This is a genomic window from Desulfovibrio intestinalis (genome assembly GCF_014202345.1).
Lineage (GTDB): Bacteria > Desulfobacterota > Desulfovibrionia > Desulfovibrionales > Desulfovibrionaceae > Desulfovibrio > Desulfovibrio intestinalis.
Window position 1 is genome coordinate 484,603 of sequence record NZ_JACHGO010000002.1, and the last position, 16,375, is coordinate 500,977.

Sequence of the window (16,375 nt, forward strand, 5' to 3'; positions counted from 1 at the left end):
GTTTCCCAAACCGGAGGAAGACATGGGTAAGAGTACCGCCGCCAAACCTGCGCAGAATAAAGCAAAGGGGAATACCCCTGAAGCCATTCAGAAAAAACTGGTGCTTACTGGCGCCGACATTGTGCAGCTTGGACCCGAAGCGGAATTGCTTGTTGGTGGTAAAAACTATAACACGGCGTTAATCAGCCAGATTGAAGGCATTCAGGCGCCTTATTTTCGCGCCATTTCTTCTCTGGCCTTTCACCAGCTTCTTGATGAAACCAAGGTGAACGGGCGTGTGGTACGCAGTGTTGTGGACCGTGAATACGGACGCATTGACTGGAACGACCCCGAAATTAACCAGGACCCGGACTTTCTGCAAAAGTTCGTGCGCCAGCTCGGCAAGCAGATATATCAGGCTGCCAAGGCCGAAGGCGAGCAGTCGCACACAAAGCTGCGCACCTTTATCAACAATATCGTTGAAGGCTTTGCCACGTCTCCCGAGGGCATTGACCAGTTGCGCAAGCGCTCTGTCATCGTACAGGCCGCTATTCTTTCCGTTGAAGTTCCTGCCGAAGTCGACGAGGCCGTGCGTGCGGCGTATCGTGAAATCTGTCAGGACAACACGGACGACATGACCCCGGTTGCGGTGCGTTCTTCCGCCGCTGGCGAAGACTCCCGCAAAAAAGCTTTTGCTGGTCTTCAGGATACCTACCTGAACATGGTGGGCGAAGACAGGGTTGTTGAAGCCTACCATTGGGACTGTTCATCTGCCTACAACTTGCGCTCCATGACCTATCGCCGTGAGGCCATTCTGGACGCGCTGGCCAAGGCTGAAGAAACAGGCGACGAGTCCATCGCTGAAACAGCCAAAAAAGAATGGGCCATCGAGCACACTTCTCTTTCTGTGTGCATGATGCAGATGATTAATCCCGTTATCTCCGGCACGGCATTTTCTGCCGATACTGCCACCGGTTGCCGTGGCACCAGCCGCCGGGATCTGGTGAGCATTGACGCCAGCTACGGCCTTGGTGAGGCTGTGGTTGGCGGCAAGGTTACGCCCGACAAGCTTTATGTCTTCCAGCGCGACGATGGCGGCGAAGTTGTTATCCGTCAGATGGGCTGCAAGGACATGAAGATCATTTATGATGAACGGGGCGGCACCAAAGAAGTGGAAGTGCCCGAGCTTGAAGCTCTGCGCTGGGCGCTTTCGCTCAGTCAGGCCGAGCGCGTGGCCATGGGCGTGCGTGCCGTAAGCAAGGCTTACGACGGCATGATCATGGATACGGAATTCTGCATTGACGCCAATGACAAGCTCTGGTTCGTGCAGGCGCGGCCTGAAACCCGCTGGAACGAAGATCTGGAGCTGCACCCCACCACCATCTTCATGCGCCGCCGTGAGGTCGATCCCAAGGCTGCGGCAGAAGCTGAAGTGCTGGTCGAAGGCAACGGAGCTTCACGCGGAGCAGGGCAGGGCACGGTGCGTTTCTTGCGCTCGGCTCTGGAGCTGAACAAGATATCCAAGGGCGATGTGCTTGCAGCCGAACGCACCGACCCGGACATGGTGCCGGGTATGCGTGTGGCGTCTGCCATTATGGCTGACGTTGGCGGCGACACGAGCCACGCGGCCATTACCTCGCGCGAACTTGGCATTGCCGCCGTTATCGGTATTCAGCGTCTGGATGTACTGCGCGCTCTGGATGGTGCCGAGATCACGGTTGACGGCACGCGTGGGCGTGTGTACCGCGGCCTTTTGCCCCTGCACGAAGTGGGCGGCGAAATGGACGTGGCCAAGCTGCCCGCCACCAAGACCAAGGTTGGCCTTGTGCTTGCCGACGTTGGCCAGGCGCTCTTTCTTTCCCGCTTGCGCAATTTTGACCAGTTTGAAGTGGGCCTTTTGCGGGCTGAGTTCATGCTGGGCAATATCAGCATCCATCCTCAAGCTCTGGAAGCCTTTGACAAGGGCGAGCTTGAAGGCGTGGTACATGCCAAGCTGAAGGAGCTTGAAGACCGCCTTTCCAAGGTGTTGCGCGAACAGATGTCTGTTGGGCTTATCGTCTTCAATCTTAACCTGCGCGAACACGTTGGCGAAATCACGGGCCTTGCTGCTGAGCTGGGTGCCCTGGCTGATAGCGGCAATAACCTTACTGCTGAAGACGTGCTGTTGCAGCACCGCAAGATGCGTGAGCTGGAACACAAAATTGACCAGCACATGGAAATGGCCTCACGTCGTATTGAAGTTCTTAAAACTTCTCCCGATCTGGCTGACCATGTTCGCATCATCATGGGTTATGATGATGAGCTTGCCCTGCAAAACAGCAACGACCCCGAGTCTGGCAAGCGTATTGCCGAAATCGAGGCCAGTGTCGACGCTCATGTGAAGCGTATTGAAAACCTGCCGGGCGTAACGCGCCTTATGGCAAATATAGCTCACCTGCGTGAAGAAGTGGGCCTGCGTTCTGGTCTGAAGAAAGAAATGGACGACGTGCGCAATCTGACGGAAAAAATCCGCAGCATGATTAAAGCACGCGGCTTCCGTACCGGCAAAGAGCACTATGTGCAAACTCTTGCCCAAAACCTGGCTCTTTTTGCCATGGCCTTCTACGGCAAGCCCATCACTTACCGCACAACTGACTTCAAGAGTAACGAATACCGCAACCTGCTTGGCGGCAACCTCTTCGAACACTTTGAAGACAACCCCATGCTTGGTTATCGTGGTGTTTCCCGTAACATTCATGACTGGGAAATTGAGGCGTTCAAGCTGGCTAGGGGCGTATATGGCGGCAGCAACCTGCGTATGATGCTGCCCTTCGTGCGTACTCTGGAAGAAGCCCGCTCCATGCGCAGCTACCTTGAGCAGGTGCACAAGCTCAAGAGCGGCCAGGACGGCCTCAAGATTATCCTCATGTCTGAACTGCCTTCCAACGCCATTTTGGCCAAGCAGTTCATTTCGGAGTTTGACGGGTTCTCTATCGGCTCCAACGACATGACCCAGATGGTGCTTGCCACTGACCGCGATAATGCGCGCCTTGCGCACATTTATGACGAAGAAGATCCCGCTGTTGTCTGGGCCATACTGGTGAGTATCTTCACCGGGCTCAAGTACGGCAAGAAAGTGGGCTTCTGCGGCCAGGGCGTGTCAAACAGCTTGATTCTGCGCGGTTTGGTGGCCATTGCGGGCATTACGTCCGCCTCGGTGGTGCCTGACACGTACTATCAGACCGTGTTTGACATCGCTGCAGTTGAAGCTGAAAAGATCCCCACTTCGGATCTTGGCAAATGGCTTGGCCAGCAGCACCACCAGCGTCTTGCGGGACTTATGGAAAAGGCCGGTTACGGCCATATCCTCAAGAAGTACAAGAACCCGCAGGATATTCAGGAATGGTATGAAGGCGAGTTGCAGCGTCGGCACGAACAGTTCCGCGAGCATCTTGATACCCCCAAGGAAGACTTCTACCGTGCTGAACTGCAGAGCTTCCGTTCTACCTTCCACAAGCCTGTGATCTACGCCACTTGGAACTGGGACGACACTGTGTTGGATTCCCTGCACCATGCTGGCTTCCAGAACTTCGAGGAACAGGCCAAAGCCCTTGAGGCAGCCCGCCTGCTGAAAGATTAGCAAACCTGGCGTTCAATAGATGTAAGAAAGAGCCCGGAACCACTGGTTCCGGGCTCTTTTGCATGTAAATATTGTTGTGACAGGCTGGTATGTGCCACGCGGCATGGATTCTGCCGAAAATTGCATTTTTCGGCAGAATGACAACTTTGAAATGTAATGCATTTCAAAGTTAATCTGCTCCAGTACCTACGGCCTAACGGGATTTTATCAAACACGGCATCAATTGAGAGCAATAAGCACTCATATGGTCATGTCTGCGCGGATATGCAGCAGCACACGTTGGCAGAATCATGCGGGCGCTTGGCCATAGCAATACTATAGATAAAAATAAAGACTGTTCACAAGATAGTCATGCCCCTGAGCTTCTGCCAGAGACAGTATACGGCGCTTTATACGGGCCAGCGGGGCAAGGCTTGAGCCAAGCTCTTCAAGGTCTTTATGCATACGGGCTGCCTCCTTGGGAGGGGTCGCCTTGCTTACATATCCCCACACATGTTCTGCCGCATTTCTGGCCTTGCCCGGTTCGAGATCGCAGGCGTGGGTATTCTCAAGAATTGCATAAAACTCTTCGGCTGACGGCCTATCGCTCTTGAGTAACTGGCGTATCGCTGCATAGCCTTGAGGTGAGCGTTCCAGCACAAAGTATTTGTAGCGCGCCCATTCTTCTGTGAGCTTACGCCGGGGAAGACCGGGCCATGTTAAATTGGCGCATTTGATGGCCGAAAGATTCTTGTCCTTGACCTCCAGCATGACATCAAGATCACGCGTGCCGAGCAGGGCATGAAACTGCATGAATGGCTTCATGCTGATGGTCTGGGAGTGCATACCCGGTCTGCCGTTTGCCAGTTGCTGCGAATAATGGATTTTCTGTCTGCCGCTGTGCGTACTCCATGTCAGCTTGGCCTGATCGAGCCAATACAACATGTCGCCGTGGTCTGGGGGATTCAATTCGTGATGAAAAACGTCAAAAATGACAGGCAACGCAAATTCATCGTACAAACTCAATGCGTCTTCAACGGTATAGATGCGCTCGTCGTTTTCCAGCGCCAACCGTTGCCTGATAGACAAGGGCAGAGCGGCAAGGTTTGCGCGCAGCCTCTCCAATGAGTTTTTTTTATCTCCGTAGCCACCACCAAGGTGCAACACAATGCGAGAATCAAGCCCGGTTTGTATGGCTTCAAGAAAGTCAGCATGAAAAGCAAGGTCGGCCACAGCACGGCGAACCACATCGCTGTGAGGCGAATTGAGCACTGTGTACTGGCCCGGGTGCATGGAAAGGCGTACGCCGCTTTGGCGCACGGCATCGGCCAGCGCTGCAAGCTCGGATTTCAGCTCAGCCTGCCAGTCAAAATGTACTGCTTCATGTGAAGCCAGAGGAATAATATCAGAACTAATGCGCATGAGGGCCAATGACTCTTGCTGGCAATAACGCAGCACACTTTCCAAGGCACGCAAATTCGTTCGGCTTGCGGCCAGCAAATTGTCATGGCTGGCGCGCCCCAGGGTAAGGCAGGTCTGGAAGGCATTTGGCAAGCCGATGGTTTTGCAGGCAAAGCCATAACGGATCATAGTGAGTCCCTCTATTGCAAAAAGGCCCCCGCATAGCGGGGGCCTTATCACTCTATAAGCTGAGAAGCTGTGGGCTGGCTTAGTACATGCCGCCCATGCCGCCCATGCCACCCATGCCGCCCATGTCAGGCATGGCGGCTTCTTTCTTGGGTTCGGGCTTTTCAGCAATGGCGCATTCGGTGGTCAGCAGCAGGGAGGCCACGGAAGCGGCGTTCTGCAGAGCTGTACGGGTCACCTTTTTGGGGTCGATAACGCCAGCCTTGATGAGGTCTTCGTAGTCGCCGGTAGCGGCGTTGAAACCGAAGCCATCTTTGCCGTCGCGCACTTTTTCAACCACAATGGAGCCTTCAAAGCCGGCATTGTGGGCGATCTGGCGCAGGGGTTCTTCAATGGCGCGGCGGATGATGTTCACGCCAGCCAGTTCGTCGTCGTCAGCGGGCTTGATGTCGCAAAGGACCTTGGCCACGCGGATGAGGGCGGTACCGCCGCCAGGCACAATACCTTCTTCCACGGCAGCGCGGGTGGCATTGAGGGCGTCTTCAACGCGGTCTTTCTTTTCCTTCATTTCCACTTCGGTGGCAGCGCCCACATGAACCACGGCTACGCCGCCCACCAGCTTGGCGAGGCGTTCCTGCAGCTTTTCGCGGTCATAGTCAGAGGAGCTGTCTTCGATCTGGGCGCGAATCTGCTTCACGCGGGCCTTGATGTCGTCGCCTTTGCCAGCGCCGTCAACAACGGTGGTGTTTTCTTTGTCGATGACAACGCGCTTGGCGGTGCCAAGTTCGGCGAGGGTCATGCTTTCAAGCTTGGAACCGGTGTCGTCGGAAGCCACCTGGCCGCCGGTGAGCACAGCGATGTCCTGCAGCATGGCCTTGCGGCGGTCGCCAAAGCCGGGGGCCTTCACGGCCACAACCTGCAGGGCGCCACGCAGCTTGTTGACCACCAGAGTGGCCAGGGCTTCGCCTTCCACGTCTTCAGCGATGATCATCAGGGGACGGTTCACCTTGGCAACCTGTTCAAGCACGGGCAGCATGTCTTTCATGCTGGAGATTTTCTTTTCGGTGCACAGGATGTAGGGATTGTCCATTTCGCAAACCATCTTTTCGGGATTGGTCACGAAGTAGGGGGACAGGTAGCCGCGGTCAAAGCGCATGCCTTCCACCACGTCCATGGTGGTTTCGAGGCCCTTGGCTTCTTCAACGGTGATGACGCCTTCCTTGCCCACTTTGGACATGGCTTCGGCAATGATGTTGCCGATGGTGGTGTCGGAGTTGGCGGAAATGGTGCCGATCTGGGCAATTTCCTTCTGGTCGCGGGTGGGCTTGGCAAGATTGGCCAGCTCAGCGATCAGGCCTTCAACAGCCTTGTCGATGCCGCGCTTGATGGCCATGGGGTTGCGGCCAGCGGCCACAAGCTTGATGCCTTCGCGGTAAATGGCCTGCGCCAGAATGGTAGCGGTGGTGGTACCGTCGCCGGCGGCGTCGGAAGTTTTGGAGGCCACTTCCTTAACGAGCTGAGCGCCCATATTTTCGAATCTGTCAGACAGTTCGATTTCTTTGGCAACCGTCACGCCGTCCTTGGTGATAACGGGAGCGCCGAAGGACTTTTCAATAGCCACGTTACGGCCCTTGGGTCCAAGGGTAACCTTAACGGCGTTGGCAAGCTTATCTACGCCACGGGAAAGTTTTTCACGGGCTTTAACGTCAAAGAAAATTTCTTTAGCAGACATTGGGACATTTCCTCCTAAATGGTAATTCGCAAAGGTGGGAGCTAGTCGATGATGGCGAGAATGTCTTCTTCACGCATGACCAGATGGTCAACGCCGTCAAGCTTCACTTCAGTACCAGCGTACTTGTTGAACAGCACTTCGTCGCCGGCCTTGACGGCCAGAGGGGCGCGCTCGCCATTATCCCCTACCTTGCCGGGACCCACAGCCACAACCTGACCCTTGGACGGCTTTTCTTTAGCCGTATCAGGAATGAACAGGCCACCGGCGGTCTTTTCTTCGGATTCAAGGCGTTTGACCAGAACACGGTCGTTAAGGGGTTTCAGCTTCATGACGTCAGATCCTCCCGGAAATGTTATTATTGTCCCTTGGGGGACACAGCATTGGACGCAAACAAGCGGCCGCGCTGGAAATATTGCGCGTTACAGGCCTTGATGAACATGCTGTCCAATCGGGCCCCGCACCAGTCATGAAATAAGACACGCTGGCGGGTTGAAAAGGGGCATGTGTAGATTTTTTTTTACATTTTTTCTAACTACGCAAAATAATAAAGAATTACGTAGATGAAAAAAGAATCCGCACGCCCGGCATTTCCGGCATCCGGCCCTTCGGCTACCCGGTAAACCGGGGCGCCGGACAGCGAAATATCTTCGCGGGCTGTCACGTCCTCGGCACCATACGTGATTGGCGGGCAAAGTAAAGTCCTACACATACAAAAGCCGTGCAAACTATAATTAAACCGGGGAGCATCGCTCTGCAGGCATAGTTTTGGCATGTTGGGTTCGACAGACCGTTAGCGACGGGCCGTTGCCACCTATGTACAACTTGCGCAGGGCTGGGCGCAGAGAATGCCCCATCCGTAATACCGGAAGCAGGTTGCGTTTGAAAAATGTTGCACTCACCACATGCAATGCTTCACCGCTAAAACACGATGCTGCCGGGTTTGCATCAAGATCGTGCGGAGCTTGTTTGGCGTGTGATTTTTTGAAAATTTTTTATTGTGTTGATGACTGCGCTCATGACCGGGTAATTTTAAAGGGCCGCTGATGCACTCAGCGGCCCTTGTATTGTCAGGCTGGGATAGGTGGTTTGCGCCTATACGCTGGCTTCGTCCACCAGGAAGACGATGGAGTAATACGGAATGCCGCTATGCAGAGAAAGACCGATCTGGCATGTGCGGCTTGAGGAATAGCCCACTTCGCATGTGCTGACCTGCATGCGCAGGCCCTTGAGTGCGGATTCGTTGAGTTCGGGATGGGTGAAGCCTCTGTCGCCTGCCCAGCCGCAGCAGTTGATGCCGTCTGGAACGATGACGTTTTCAGCGCACATCTTGGCCAGCTTTTCAAGCTTGCCCTCAAGGCCCATCTTGCGCACAGAGCAGGTGGCATGCAGGGCGATGGTTTTGGGCAGCTTGGTGAATTTGAGGCAGCCGTCCATCTTCTCAAGAATGAACTCAATGGGTTCCATCAGAATGAGAGACGGGTCAAGGGTCTGCTTCATGTGCAGCAGGCAGGGGCTGGTTTCGCACAGTACAGGATACTGGCCGTTATTACTGGCTTCCTTAAGAGCGGCTTCCAGTTCTTTTTCTTTTTTATGAGCCGCATCAGAAAGACCCTTGCTGGCAAAGGCCATACCGCAGCAGAGCTTGTCCAGATTTTTGGGCAGAATAACGTCGTAGCCGCCCTTGAGCAGCACGCTGATAACAGCTTCCGGCTCAGTTCTGCGGTCTGTGTGTTCTTCGCCGGGGCCCATGTTACGGGCTATGCAACTGGGGAAGTACACCACCCGTTTGGGGTTGGCACTGTGCGTTTCAGGCAGGCGTATCTTGCTGCCGCCTGTGGGCATGTCTTTGTTCCACAAGGGGGCCTTGTTGAAGGTGATGCAGCGTAGCAACCTTGAACCGTTTTCCATAAAGGTGCTGCCAAGAGCACGGTGCAGCTTGTCCACGCCAGTAAGGGCCAGCGACATGGCGCGGCAGGTTCCGGCAAAGTGGTCGGCAATGCTGCCGGCAATCTTGTTGCTGAGGTTGCCAGCATCTTTCTTACGCAGACTTTTGATGAATACGCCAGTATCCACGCCTGCGGGGCAGCGGGGACGGCACAGGCTATCGGCGGCGCAGGTGGCCTTGGCCATGTATTCATACTGTTTTTCGAGCTTCTTCAGTTCCTTGCTGTCGGGCGCTGTTTCACGCAGACGGCATATTTCGCGGTAGGCGGTAATGCGCTGTCGCGGCGTAAGCGTGAGGTCGCGTGATGGGCAAACAGATTCGCAGAAGCCGCATTCCATACATTTGTCCACAAGCTCGTCAGCGGGATACAAGGGCTTGAGGTTCTTGATGTGCCCTTGCGGGTCAGAATTCATGAGCACGCCAGGATTAAGAATGCTCTTGGGGTCCAGCAGTTCCTTGATGGATTTCATGATGGAATAGGCGGCTGCGCCCCATTCCATTTCTACAAAGGGGGCCACGTTACGGCCTGTGCCGTGTTCCGCCTTGAGAGAACCGTCGTACTTTTCAGTAATGAGCTTGCAGAAGTCGTCCATAAAGGCCGCATAGCGGGCCACTTCTGTGGGCGAGCCAAAGTCCTGCCAGAAAACGAAGTGCAGGTTGCCGTCTCTGGCATGGCCGAACAAGGGGGCCACTGTGTAGCCGTGACGGGCAAAGAGGGCTTGCAGGTCAGCGGCGGCTTCACCAAGACGTTCAAGAGGAAAGGCCACGTCTTCGATAACAATGGATGTGCCCACGGGACGCATGCCTCCCACCGAAGCCAGAATGCCCTTACGAATCAGCCACAGTTTGCTGTATTCTTCAGCCTTGTCGGTAAAGGCGTGGGGACGAACAAACTGCACGTCCTTGAAGGCGTCATTAATGGTGGCGATGTTTTTGTCCAGTTCTTCCTTGGTTGAGGCACGGGTTTCAACCAGCAGGGAGCAGACGGCGTCGTCCAGCGTGTCCAGCCCTTCGGGCAGGCCGGGTGTGCCTTCCACCGAGCGCAGGGAGGCTCTGTCCATAAGTTCTGCCGATGACACAGGCAGAGTGGCCACAGCCGAGGCAAGGTCACAGGCCGCCGTGATGGTGGGCAGCAACATGAGGGCGGACGCCTTGAAGGGAGCTTCTTCCACGGTGCGGTAGGTCACTTCGGCAATGAAGCCCAGCGTGCCTTCGGAGCCCACCATGAGGTGCTGCAGGATTTCAAAGGGATCTTCATAGTCAACGAGGGCGTTGATGCTGTAGCCCGTGGTGTTCTTGATTTTGAACTTGCGGCGAATGCGGTCAGCCAGGGCGGCATCATCCATAATTTTTTTGCGCAAATTCTTCAGGCCTTCAAGGATGTGCCCGTGAGTTTTGGCAAAAGCGGCGCGGCTTTTGGCGTCTGCCGTATCAACAAGAGTGCCGTCGGACAAAACCATACGGGTAGAAAGCACGGTTTTGTATGAGTTGTCGGAGGTGCCACAGCACATGCCGCTGGCATTGTTGGCAAAAATACCGCCAATGAAACAGCTGTCGATAGAGGCAGGATCAGGACCGATTTTTTTGCCGAATTCTGCCAGAATTTTGTTGGCGCCAGAGCCGATGATGCCGGGCTGCAGGGTGATTTTTTCAGCCTGTTCGCCTACGCGCCAGTTTTTCCAGCCTTGCCCGATGCGCACCAGCACAGAATCCGTCACTGCCTGGCCAGAAAGGCTGGTTCCTGCCGCACGAAAAGTCACGGGTACGCGCAGGCGGTCGGCCACACCCATGAGCTGAACAATTTCGGCCTCATCCAGGGCGTCCACTACCAGTTGCGGGGTGAGGCGGTAGACGCTAGCGTCCGTACCATAGGCCAGCAAGCGTAGTGGGTCGGTATATATGCGATTTTTTGGAATAAAGGCCGCGATGGCTTCGTAAAATTCTTTGTAGGGTGATGTAAGCATCAGAGATCCTCCAGGGCAGGGTACACCTGCGATGAGTTGCAGATATTAGTGATCCAAATTACCTATTGTTAATGAAAATCACCAGCAAAAAATGCATGATAAAGCGGAAAGGTGAAAAAAATGAGAAGAAATAATCGTCATGACAATATGTCATTGCCGCTGCCTGTATGCTGAAAATACAAACTATTGCTAATATTACACACTGTTATGAATACGAAAAGACAGCCCGGCACTGCCGGGCTGTCTGGTAAATTGAAAGGTATGATTTTTTCGTAACTGGTTTTGGCTGCCATGACTGACTGTGAAAATGTCAGCCAAACACCGCGCTTAGTACTGCAGCGCAGTCATAGCCAAAAAACGCCATGCTCTACCGCAGCAGGCAAGCCTGCGAAACTGATCGCTAGGCAAGCGCAGCCCTGCGTAGCACCCAATACTGGGGCTGGCAGGACTGCGCCGAATTATCTGGGGGCAGCGTCAGCCGCTTCTGCTTTTTCAACCCTTACAGCGCATGCCTTGTATTCGGCTGTCTTGGTAATCGGGTCCATCGCCGGGTTGGTAAGCCAGTTGGCGTTGCTTTCCCGAAAATGAAAGGCCATCCACACCATGCCCAGCGGCATGTCGTCCGTTACCTTGGCTCGAACCAGCACAGATCCCCGGCGGGAAGATACGCGAATGGTCTCGCCGTCAGCAATTTTAAGGCGGGCGGCATCGGCAGTGGAAATGTCTGCCGTGTCGTGCCCCATAAGCGTATTAAGACCTTTGCTGCGGCCCGTTTGCGTGCGCGTATGGTAGTGGTAGAGCCGTCTGCCGGAACTGAGCACAAAGGGGTACTCCTCGTCGGCCACTTCTGCAGCGGCAGTCCATTTTACCGACACAAAAAGCCCTTTGCCCCGCGTGAATGCGCCGTCCTTGTGCAGCACAGGGGTGCCGGGATGGTCTTCATGCGTGCAGGGCCACTGCAGGCCGTCGCCCTCGATACGGCGGTATTTGATACCCCGAAACAGCTCGGCCAGCACGGATATTTCATTGTCCCATAAATCCTGGGCCGAGTCGGACTGCCACTGGTGTCCAAAGCGGGCCGCCAGCTGTTTGAAGATCCACCAGTCCATCTTGGCTTGACCAGGGGCCGGGCTGACAGCGCGCACCCGGCTGATACGGCGTTCACTGTTACTGAAGGTGCCGTCTTTTTCACCCCAGGCAGCGGCAGGCAGAATCACATGTGCAAACCGCGTTGTTTCATTGGGAAAAATATCCTGTACTACCAGAAATTCGGCAGAAGACAGGCAGCTTTCCACATGGCTGATATCAGGCTCTGTGTTGGCGAGGTTTTCGCCAAAAATGTACATGGCCCTGATTTTTTTTGATTTGAGGCCGTCCAGCATGTCGGGCATCATCATACCCGGCCCTGTAGGCAAGGATGTGCCCCAGAAGTGCTCCAGATTTTCTCTTGCAGCCTTGTCTGCCACTTTGCCGTAACCAGGGTAGGTATCCGGCAGCGCGCCCATATCACAGGAGCCCTGCACGTTGTTCTGCCCACGCAGGGGGTTCACGCCGCCCAGCGCCTTGCCCATATTGCCCAGCAGCATTTGCAGCGAAGCGCAGGCCAGCACGTTATTAACACCGCAGGTATGCTCCGTAATGCCAAGCGTATAGGCCAGCATGGCCGGCCTGACCGAGGCCAGGTCACGGGCTGTGCGTTCGATAACTTCCGGGGCAATGCCACAGATGGGCGCTGCTTTTTCCGGGGTGCAGTCAGCGACATTGCGACGCAGTTCTTCAAAGCCAATAGTATGCCGTGCCACAAAATGCTTGTCGTACAGATCATCACGAATGAGCACATGCATGATGGCATTGAGCAGGGCAATATCTGAACCCACACGGAGTTGCAGATGTGTTTCCGCCTCTTTGGCGATGGCTGTGCGGCGCGGGTCGGCGACAATCAGTCGGCAGCCGTTGCGCACGGCCCGTTTAACAAGGGTTCCTGCCACGGGGTGAGCCTCCGTGATATTGGAACCTATGAGTAACAGCATCTTGGCTTCACCCAAGTGGGCGAAGCTGTTTGTCATAGCACCTGAACCAAACGATGTGGCCAGACCGGCCACGGTGGGGGCGTGTCAGGTACGCGCGCAGTGATCAATATTATTGGTCTTGAACACCGCGCGAAAGAGTTTTTGCATCTGGTAGTTATCTTCGTTGATACTACGGGCACATGCCACCCCGGCCACTGCGTCCGGGCCGTGATTCTCAATAGTTTCAGAAAATTTTGCGGCTATGAGGTCCAGGGCTTCGTCCCAGGAGGCTTTTCTGAATGAGCCATCCTGCCGACGAATAAGCGGATCGGTAAGCCTTTCTTTGCTGTAGATAAAGTCATAGCCAAAGCGCCCCTTGACGCACAGGCTGCCCTTGTTGGGGCTGGCGTTTTCAACGCCGTTGACTTCAATGATGCGGTCATCCTTGACGGACAGGTTCAACTGGCACCCAACGCCGCAGTAGGGGCAGGTGGTGCGCACCGTATCTACCTTGTCTTCGCGCACAGCAAGGCCGTAAGCCTTTTTGGCCGTAAGCGCGCCTGTGGGACATGCCTGAACACACTCGCCACAGTGGGTACAGCGTGTGTAATCCACCACGGGCCACCAGGATTCTTTTTCAGCGCGACGCCCAAATTGCGGCGGAATGGCATCATTTACCTGAATGGCCGAACAGACTGAGGCGCACCGCCCGCACTGCACGCAACGGCTGAAGTCGCGTGTGATCATCGGGTGCTCGTCATCCAGCGGAAAATGCCCCGGTTCTGGCACTAGGTCCTTCACGGGCACGTTGCACTTCATCGTCAGGGCCTGCAATTGGCACTTGCCTTCGGCAGGGCAGGGATGCTCACGGTGCGGCATGTCTCCCGCCGCTTTTTGGTACGGCGGCCAGAGATCGGGGGGCAGCTTGCGCAAGAAACAGTCGTGCCTGCCTTCAGCCACCAACAGGGAAAGAATGCTTTTGCGCGTAGCACGCACAAGCGGAGAATCGGTTTCAATTACCATTCCGTCTTCAGCTGGCGCAGAACACGCGGGCAGCAGCCGATCACGTCCCTTTACTTCCACGGAACAGATGCGACACACCTTGCCGTGCCCGGTTTTGGGCAACCAGCACAAGGTGGGGATATAAATGCCGAGAGACTCGGCAACGTCCAGTATGGTCTGTCCAGGCTGAAAGGATGCCTGTGTTCCATTGATGGTGACAGATGACATAGAAACTCCCGTTTGGGCCGTGGTGGCCTGTCCATCATAATTCCGCAGCACTGTCAGGGCACTTCATGCTGGAATGCCCGCAAGGATTTGCTTGCAAATCGTTGCCGCAAAACAGGCACTGGCATGTGCCCGCCGTCAGGCGGCTATCAGGCCGCGACCGATTCTCGAGGGCGGATGCTCTGATGTGCTATTATTGCTGTGCATGGCACATTCATATCCGCACTGTTGCCGTTTGCGCGCATACCGGGGAAAAGCATTGGCGATTGCGCCAGTATGTTTTGCGCGTATTTTGAAAAAAATCAATTAAATATGTGCTAAAATCTAGTGTGCCGTCATAACAACGCGCAGGCAGCGCAAGCAACGTGACGATTCGCGCACGGCCTCCCACTCCAGCGGATCTGTTTCCACCTCGGTGAAGCCGCTCAGACGTTCACGCAAGGGAATGGCATGAATGGGCATGGCCGGCGTTGGATCTTCCAGGGGCGCAACTTCTTCTGCATCCAGCATATTTACGCCCATGAGCATTTGCTCAAGTTCTTCTCGTGAAGAAGGCCCTTCGGCAGAGTCGTTCAAATGGGCTGCAATGTGCGTGGCAGCGCGTTTGCCAGCGGCCAGGGCGGCAATAAGCGAGCTTGGGCCTGTCACGCAGTCCCCGCCGCCAAAAATGCGGGGCAGGGTGGTGACTTCGCCAGTAATTTCGTGTGCGTCGAGGGTGCGGTACTTGTTAAGAGCGCCGTCCTTGCCTTTAAGAATGACTTCCAGAGCCACTTTTTGTCCAATGGCGTACACGATGGCATCGCAGGGCAGTTCATAGTCGGCCCCTTCAACCGCGACTGGACGTCGGCGGCCTGAATCGTCGGCAGCGCCCAACTCCATTTTCTGGCAGACAAGCCCGGTAACGCGGCCGTCTTTGCTTTCGATGCGCAGGGGAGCGGCCAGAAAGGTAAAGAGCGTGCCTTCTTCTTTGGCTTCTTCAATTTCCACCGGGTCGGCAGGCATTTCAGCTTCTGTGCGGCGGTAAACCACGCGCACTTCCTTGAAGCCGTGGCGAAGGGCCGTGCGTGCGCAGTCCATAGCCACATTGCCGCCGCCAACCACCACAAGGCGGGTTCCAGTCACGGCTTGCCTGCCTCGGGTGGCTTCATGAAGATAGTGGATGCCGCTGAGGTAACCCTGCGGGCAGCTGTCTTCGCCTTCGCAGCGCATGCCCGGCGCGTGGGGCGCGCCAGCAGCGATAAATACCGCTTCAAAGCCCTCTTCGTGCAGTTGGTCCAAAGAAATGTCGCGCCCGATTTCAACGCCATTGCGAATTTCGCAACCAGCGGCGGCCACCACATTTACCTCGCGCACCAGAACTGCGGGCGGCAGGCGAAAATCGGGAATACCGAACTTGGCCATGCCGCCACAGACGTCATGCCTTTCAAAAATTGTGGGTGCAGCTCCCAAAAGGGAAAGGTAGTATGCGCAGGACAAACCTGCAGGCCCACCGCCAATGATGGCAACCTTTTTGGCCGTAGCAGGCAGACTTTGTGGCTCAGGCGGGTTGTTGAGGGCGGCGTTACGGTCAAACAAAAAGCGCTTGAGGTTACGAATAGCCACTGGCGCGCCTTTGAGACCGCGCTTGCAGGCGGATTCACAGGGGCGCTCGCACACGCGGCCAATGGTGCCAGGCATGGGGCAGTTGTTCATAACCAGCTCCAAGCCTTTTTCAAAACGCCTGAAGCGAATTTCTTCAATATAGTCAGGAATATTGACGTGCCCTGGACAGGCGTTGACGCAAGGCGCGGTGATCAGGCTGGTGTAGTTGCCGCCTGTGGTCTTTCTGGCCTTGAGCAGATGCGGAGCCTGCTCCAGCACATCCAGCAGCGGCTGGGGCGACGTCTGGCCAATATCGCAGCGGGCGCTGGTGCGAACCATCGCAGCCAGTTCGCGCAGATAGTTCTGATCGTCCGGGCGTTCCTGCCCCTGGCAGATTTCAGCAAGGCGTGCAGCAATGCGCTTGAGGCCGCTGCGGCAAGGAAAACACTGGCCGCAGGATTCTCCTGCGGCAACGTCATAATACGCGCGTAACATGTCGAGGATGTCGACAGTGTCGTCGTTGACCGTCAGGCCGCCCCAACCCATAAAAGCTTTATGGGTTTCACTGGCCTTACTTCCTCTCCAGGTGTCCATCGTAGACATGGCTGTCTCCCGCATTTTTCTGCCTTGATGCCGTACGCGTCCATGCTAGCACATTGGCGGCTTGAGGCAAAGACGGCCCAAACGGAAAGCAGTATTCCGTCGGAGCCGCCTCAAAAATTTCATTCAGTTTTGAACCGGAGGAAACAACTA

General features: G+C 55.5%; 7 protein-coding genes. 1 reads left to right on the forward strand and 6 read right to left on the reverse strand.

Annotated features, from left to right (window positions below):
• Positions 1-22 precede the first annotated feature (22 nt).
• The gene (locus tag HNQ38_RS04890) at positions 23-3,598 is read left to right on the forward strand and encodes a PEP/pyruvate-binding domain-containing protein (protein WP_183718282.1); all 3,576 of its coding nucleotides are present in this window, start codon (positions 23-25) and stop codon (positions 3,596-3,598) included.
• A gap of 315 nt (positions 3,599-3,913) precedes the next feature.
• Here the strand turns inward: HNQ38_RS04890 and uvsE are convergent, their stop codons facing one another.
• The 6 genes from uvsE to HNQ38_RS04920 form a co-directional block, all read right to left on the reverse strand.
• Positions 3,914-5,167: a UV DNA damage repair endonuclease UvsE gene (uvsE, locus tag HNQ38_RS04895; RefSeq protein ID WP_183718283.1), complete on the reverse strand. Its 1,254-nt coding sequence runs from the start codon at positions 5,165-5,167 to the stop codon at positions 3,914-3,916.
• A gap of 79 nt (positions 5,168-5,246) precedes the next feature.
• Positions 5,247-6,896: a chaperonin GroEL gene (gene groL / locus HNQ38_RS04900; protein WP_183718284.1), complete on the reverse strand. Its 1,650-nt coding sequence runs from the start codon at positions 6,894-6,896 to the stop codon at positions 5,247-5,249.
• Positions 6,897-6,937: 41 nt separating this feature from the next.
• A complete protein-coding gene (gene groES / locus HNQ38_RS04905) occupies positions 6,938-7,225 on the reverse strand; it encodes a co-chaperone GroES (protein ID WP_183718285.1) in 288 nt (95 codons plus the stop codon).
• A 763-nt stretch (positions 7,226-7,988) separates the two neighbouring features.
• Complete coding sequence (locus tag HNQ38_RS04910; RefSeq protein WP_183718286.1) at positions 7,989-10,805, reverse strand: FAD-binding and (Fe-S)-binding domain-containing protein; 2,817 nt, start codon at positions 10,803-10,805, stop codon at positions 7,989-7,991.
• A 458-nt stretch (positions 10,806-11,263) separates the two neighbouring features.
• Positions 11,264-14,044, reverse strand: a complete 2,781-nt coding sequence (gene fdhF / locus HNQ38_RS14140; RefSeq protein WP_183718287.1) for a formate dehydrogenase subunit alpha — start codon at positions 14,042-14,044, stop codon at positions 11,264-11,266.
• Between the two features lie 321 nt (positions 14,045-14,365).
• Complete coding sequence (locus HNQ38_RS04920) at positions 14,366-16,225, reverse strand: FAD-dependent oxidoreductase (RefSeq protein ID WP_183718288.1); 1,860 nt, start codon at positions 16,223-16,225, stop codon at positions 14,366-14,368.
• Between the last annotated feature and the right edge of the window lie 150 nt (positions 16,226-16,375).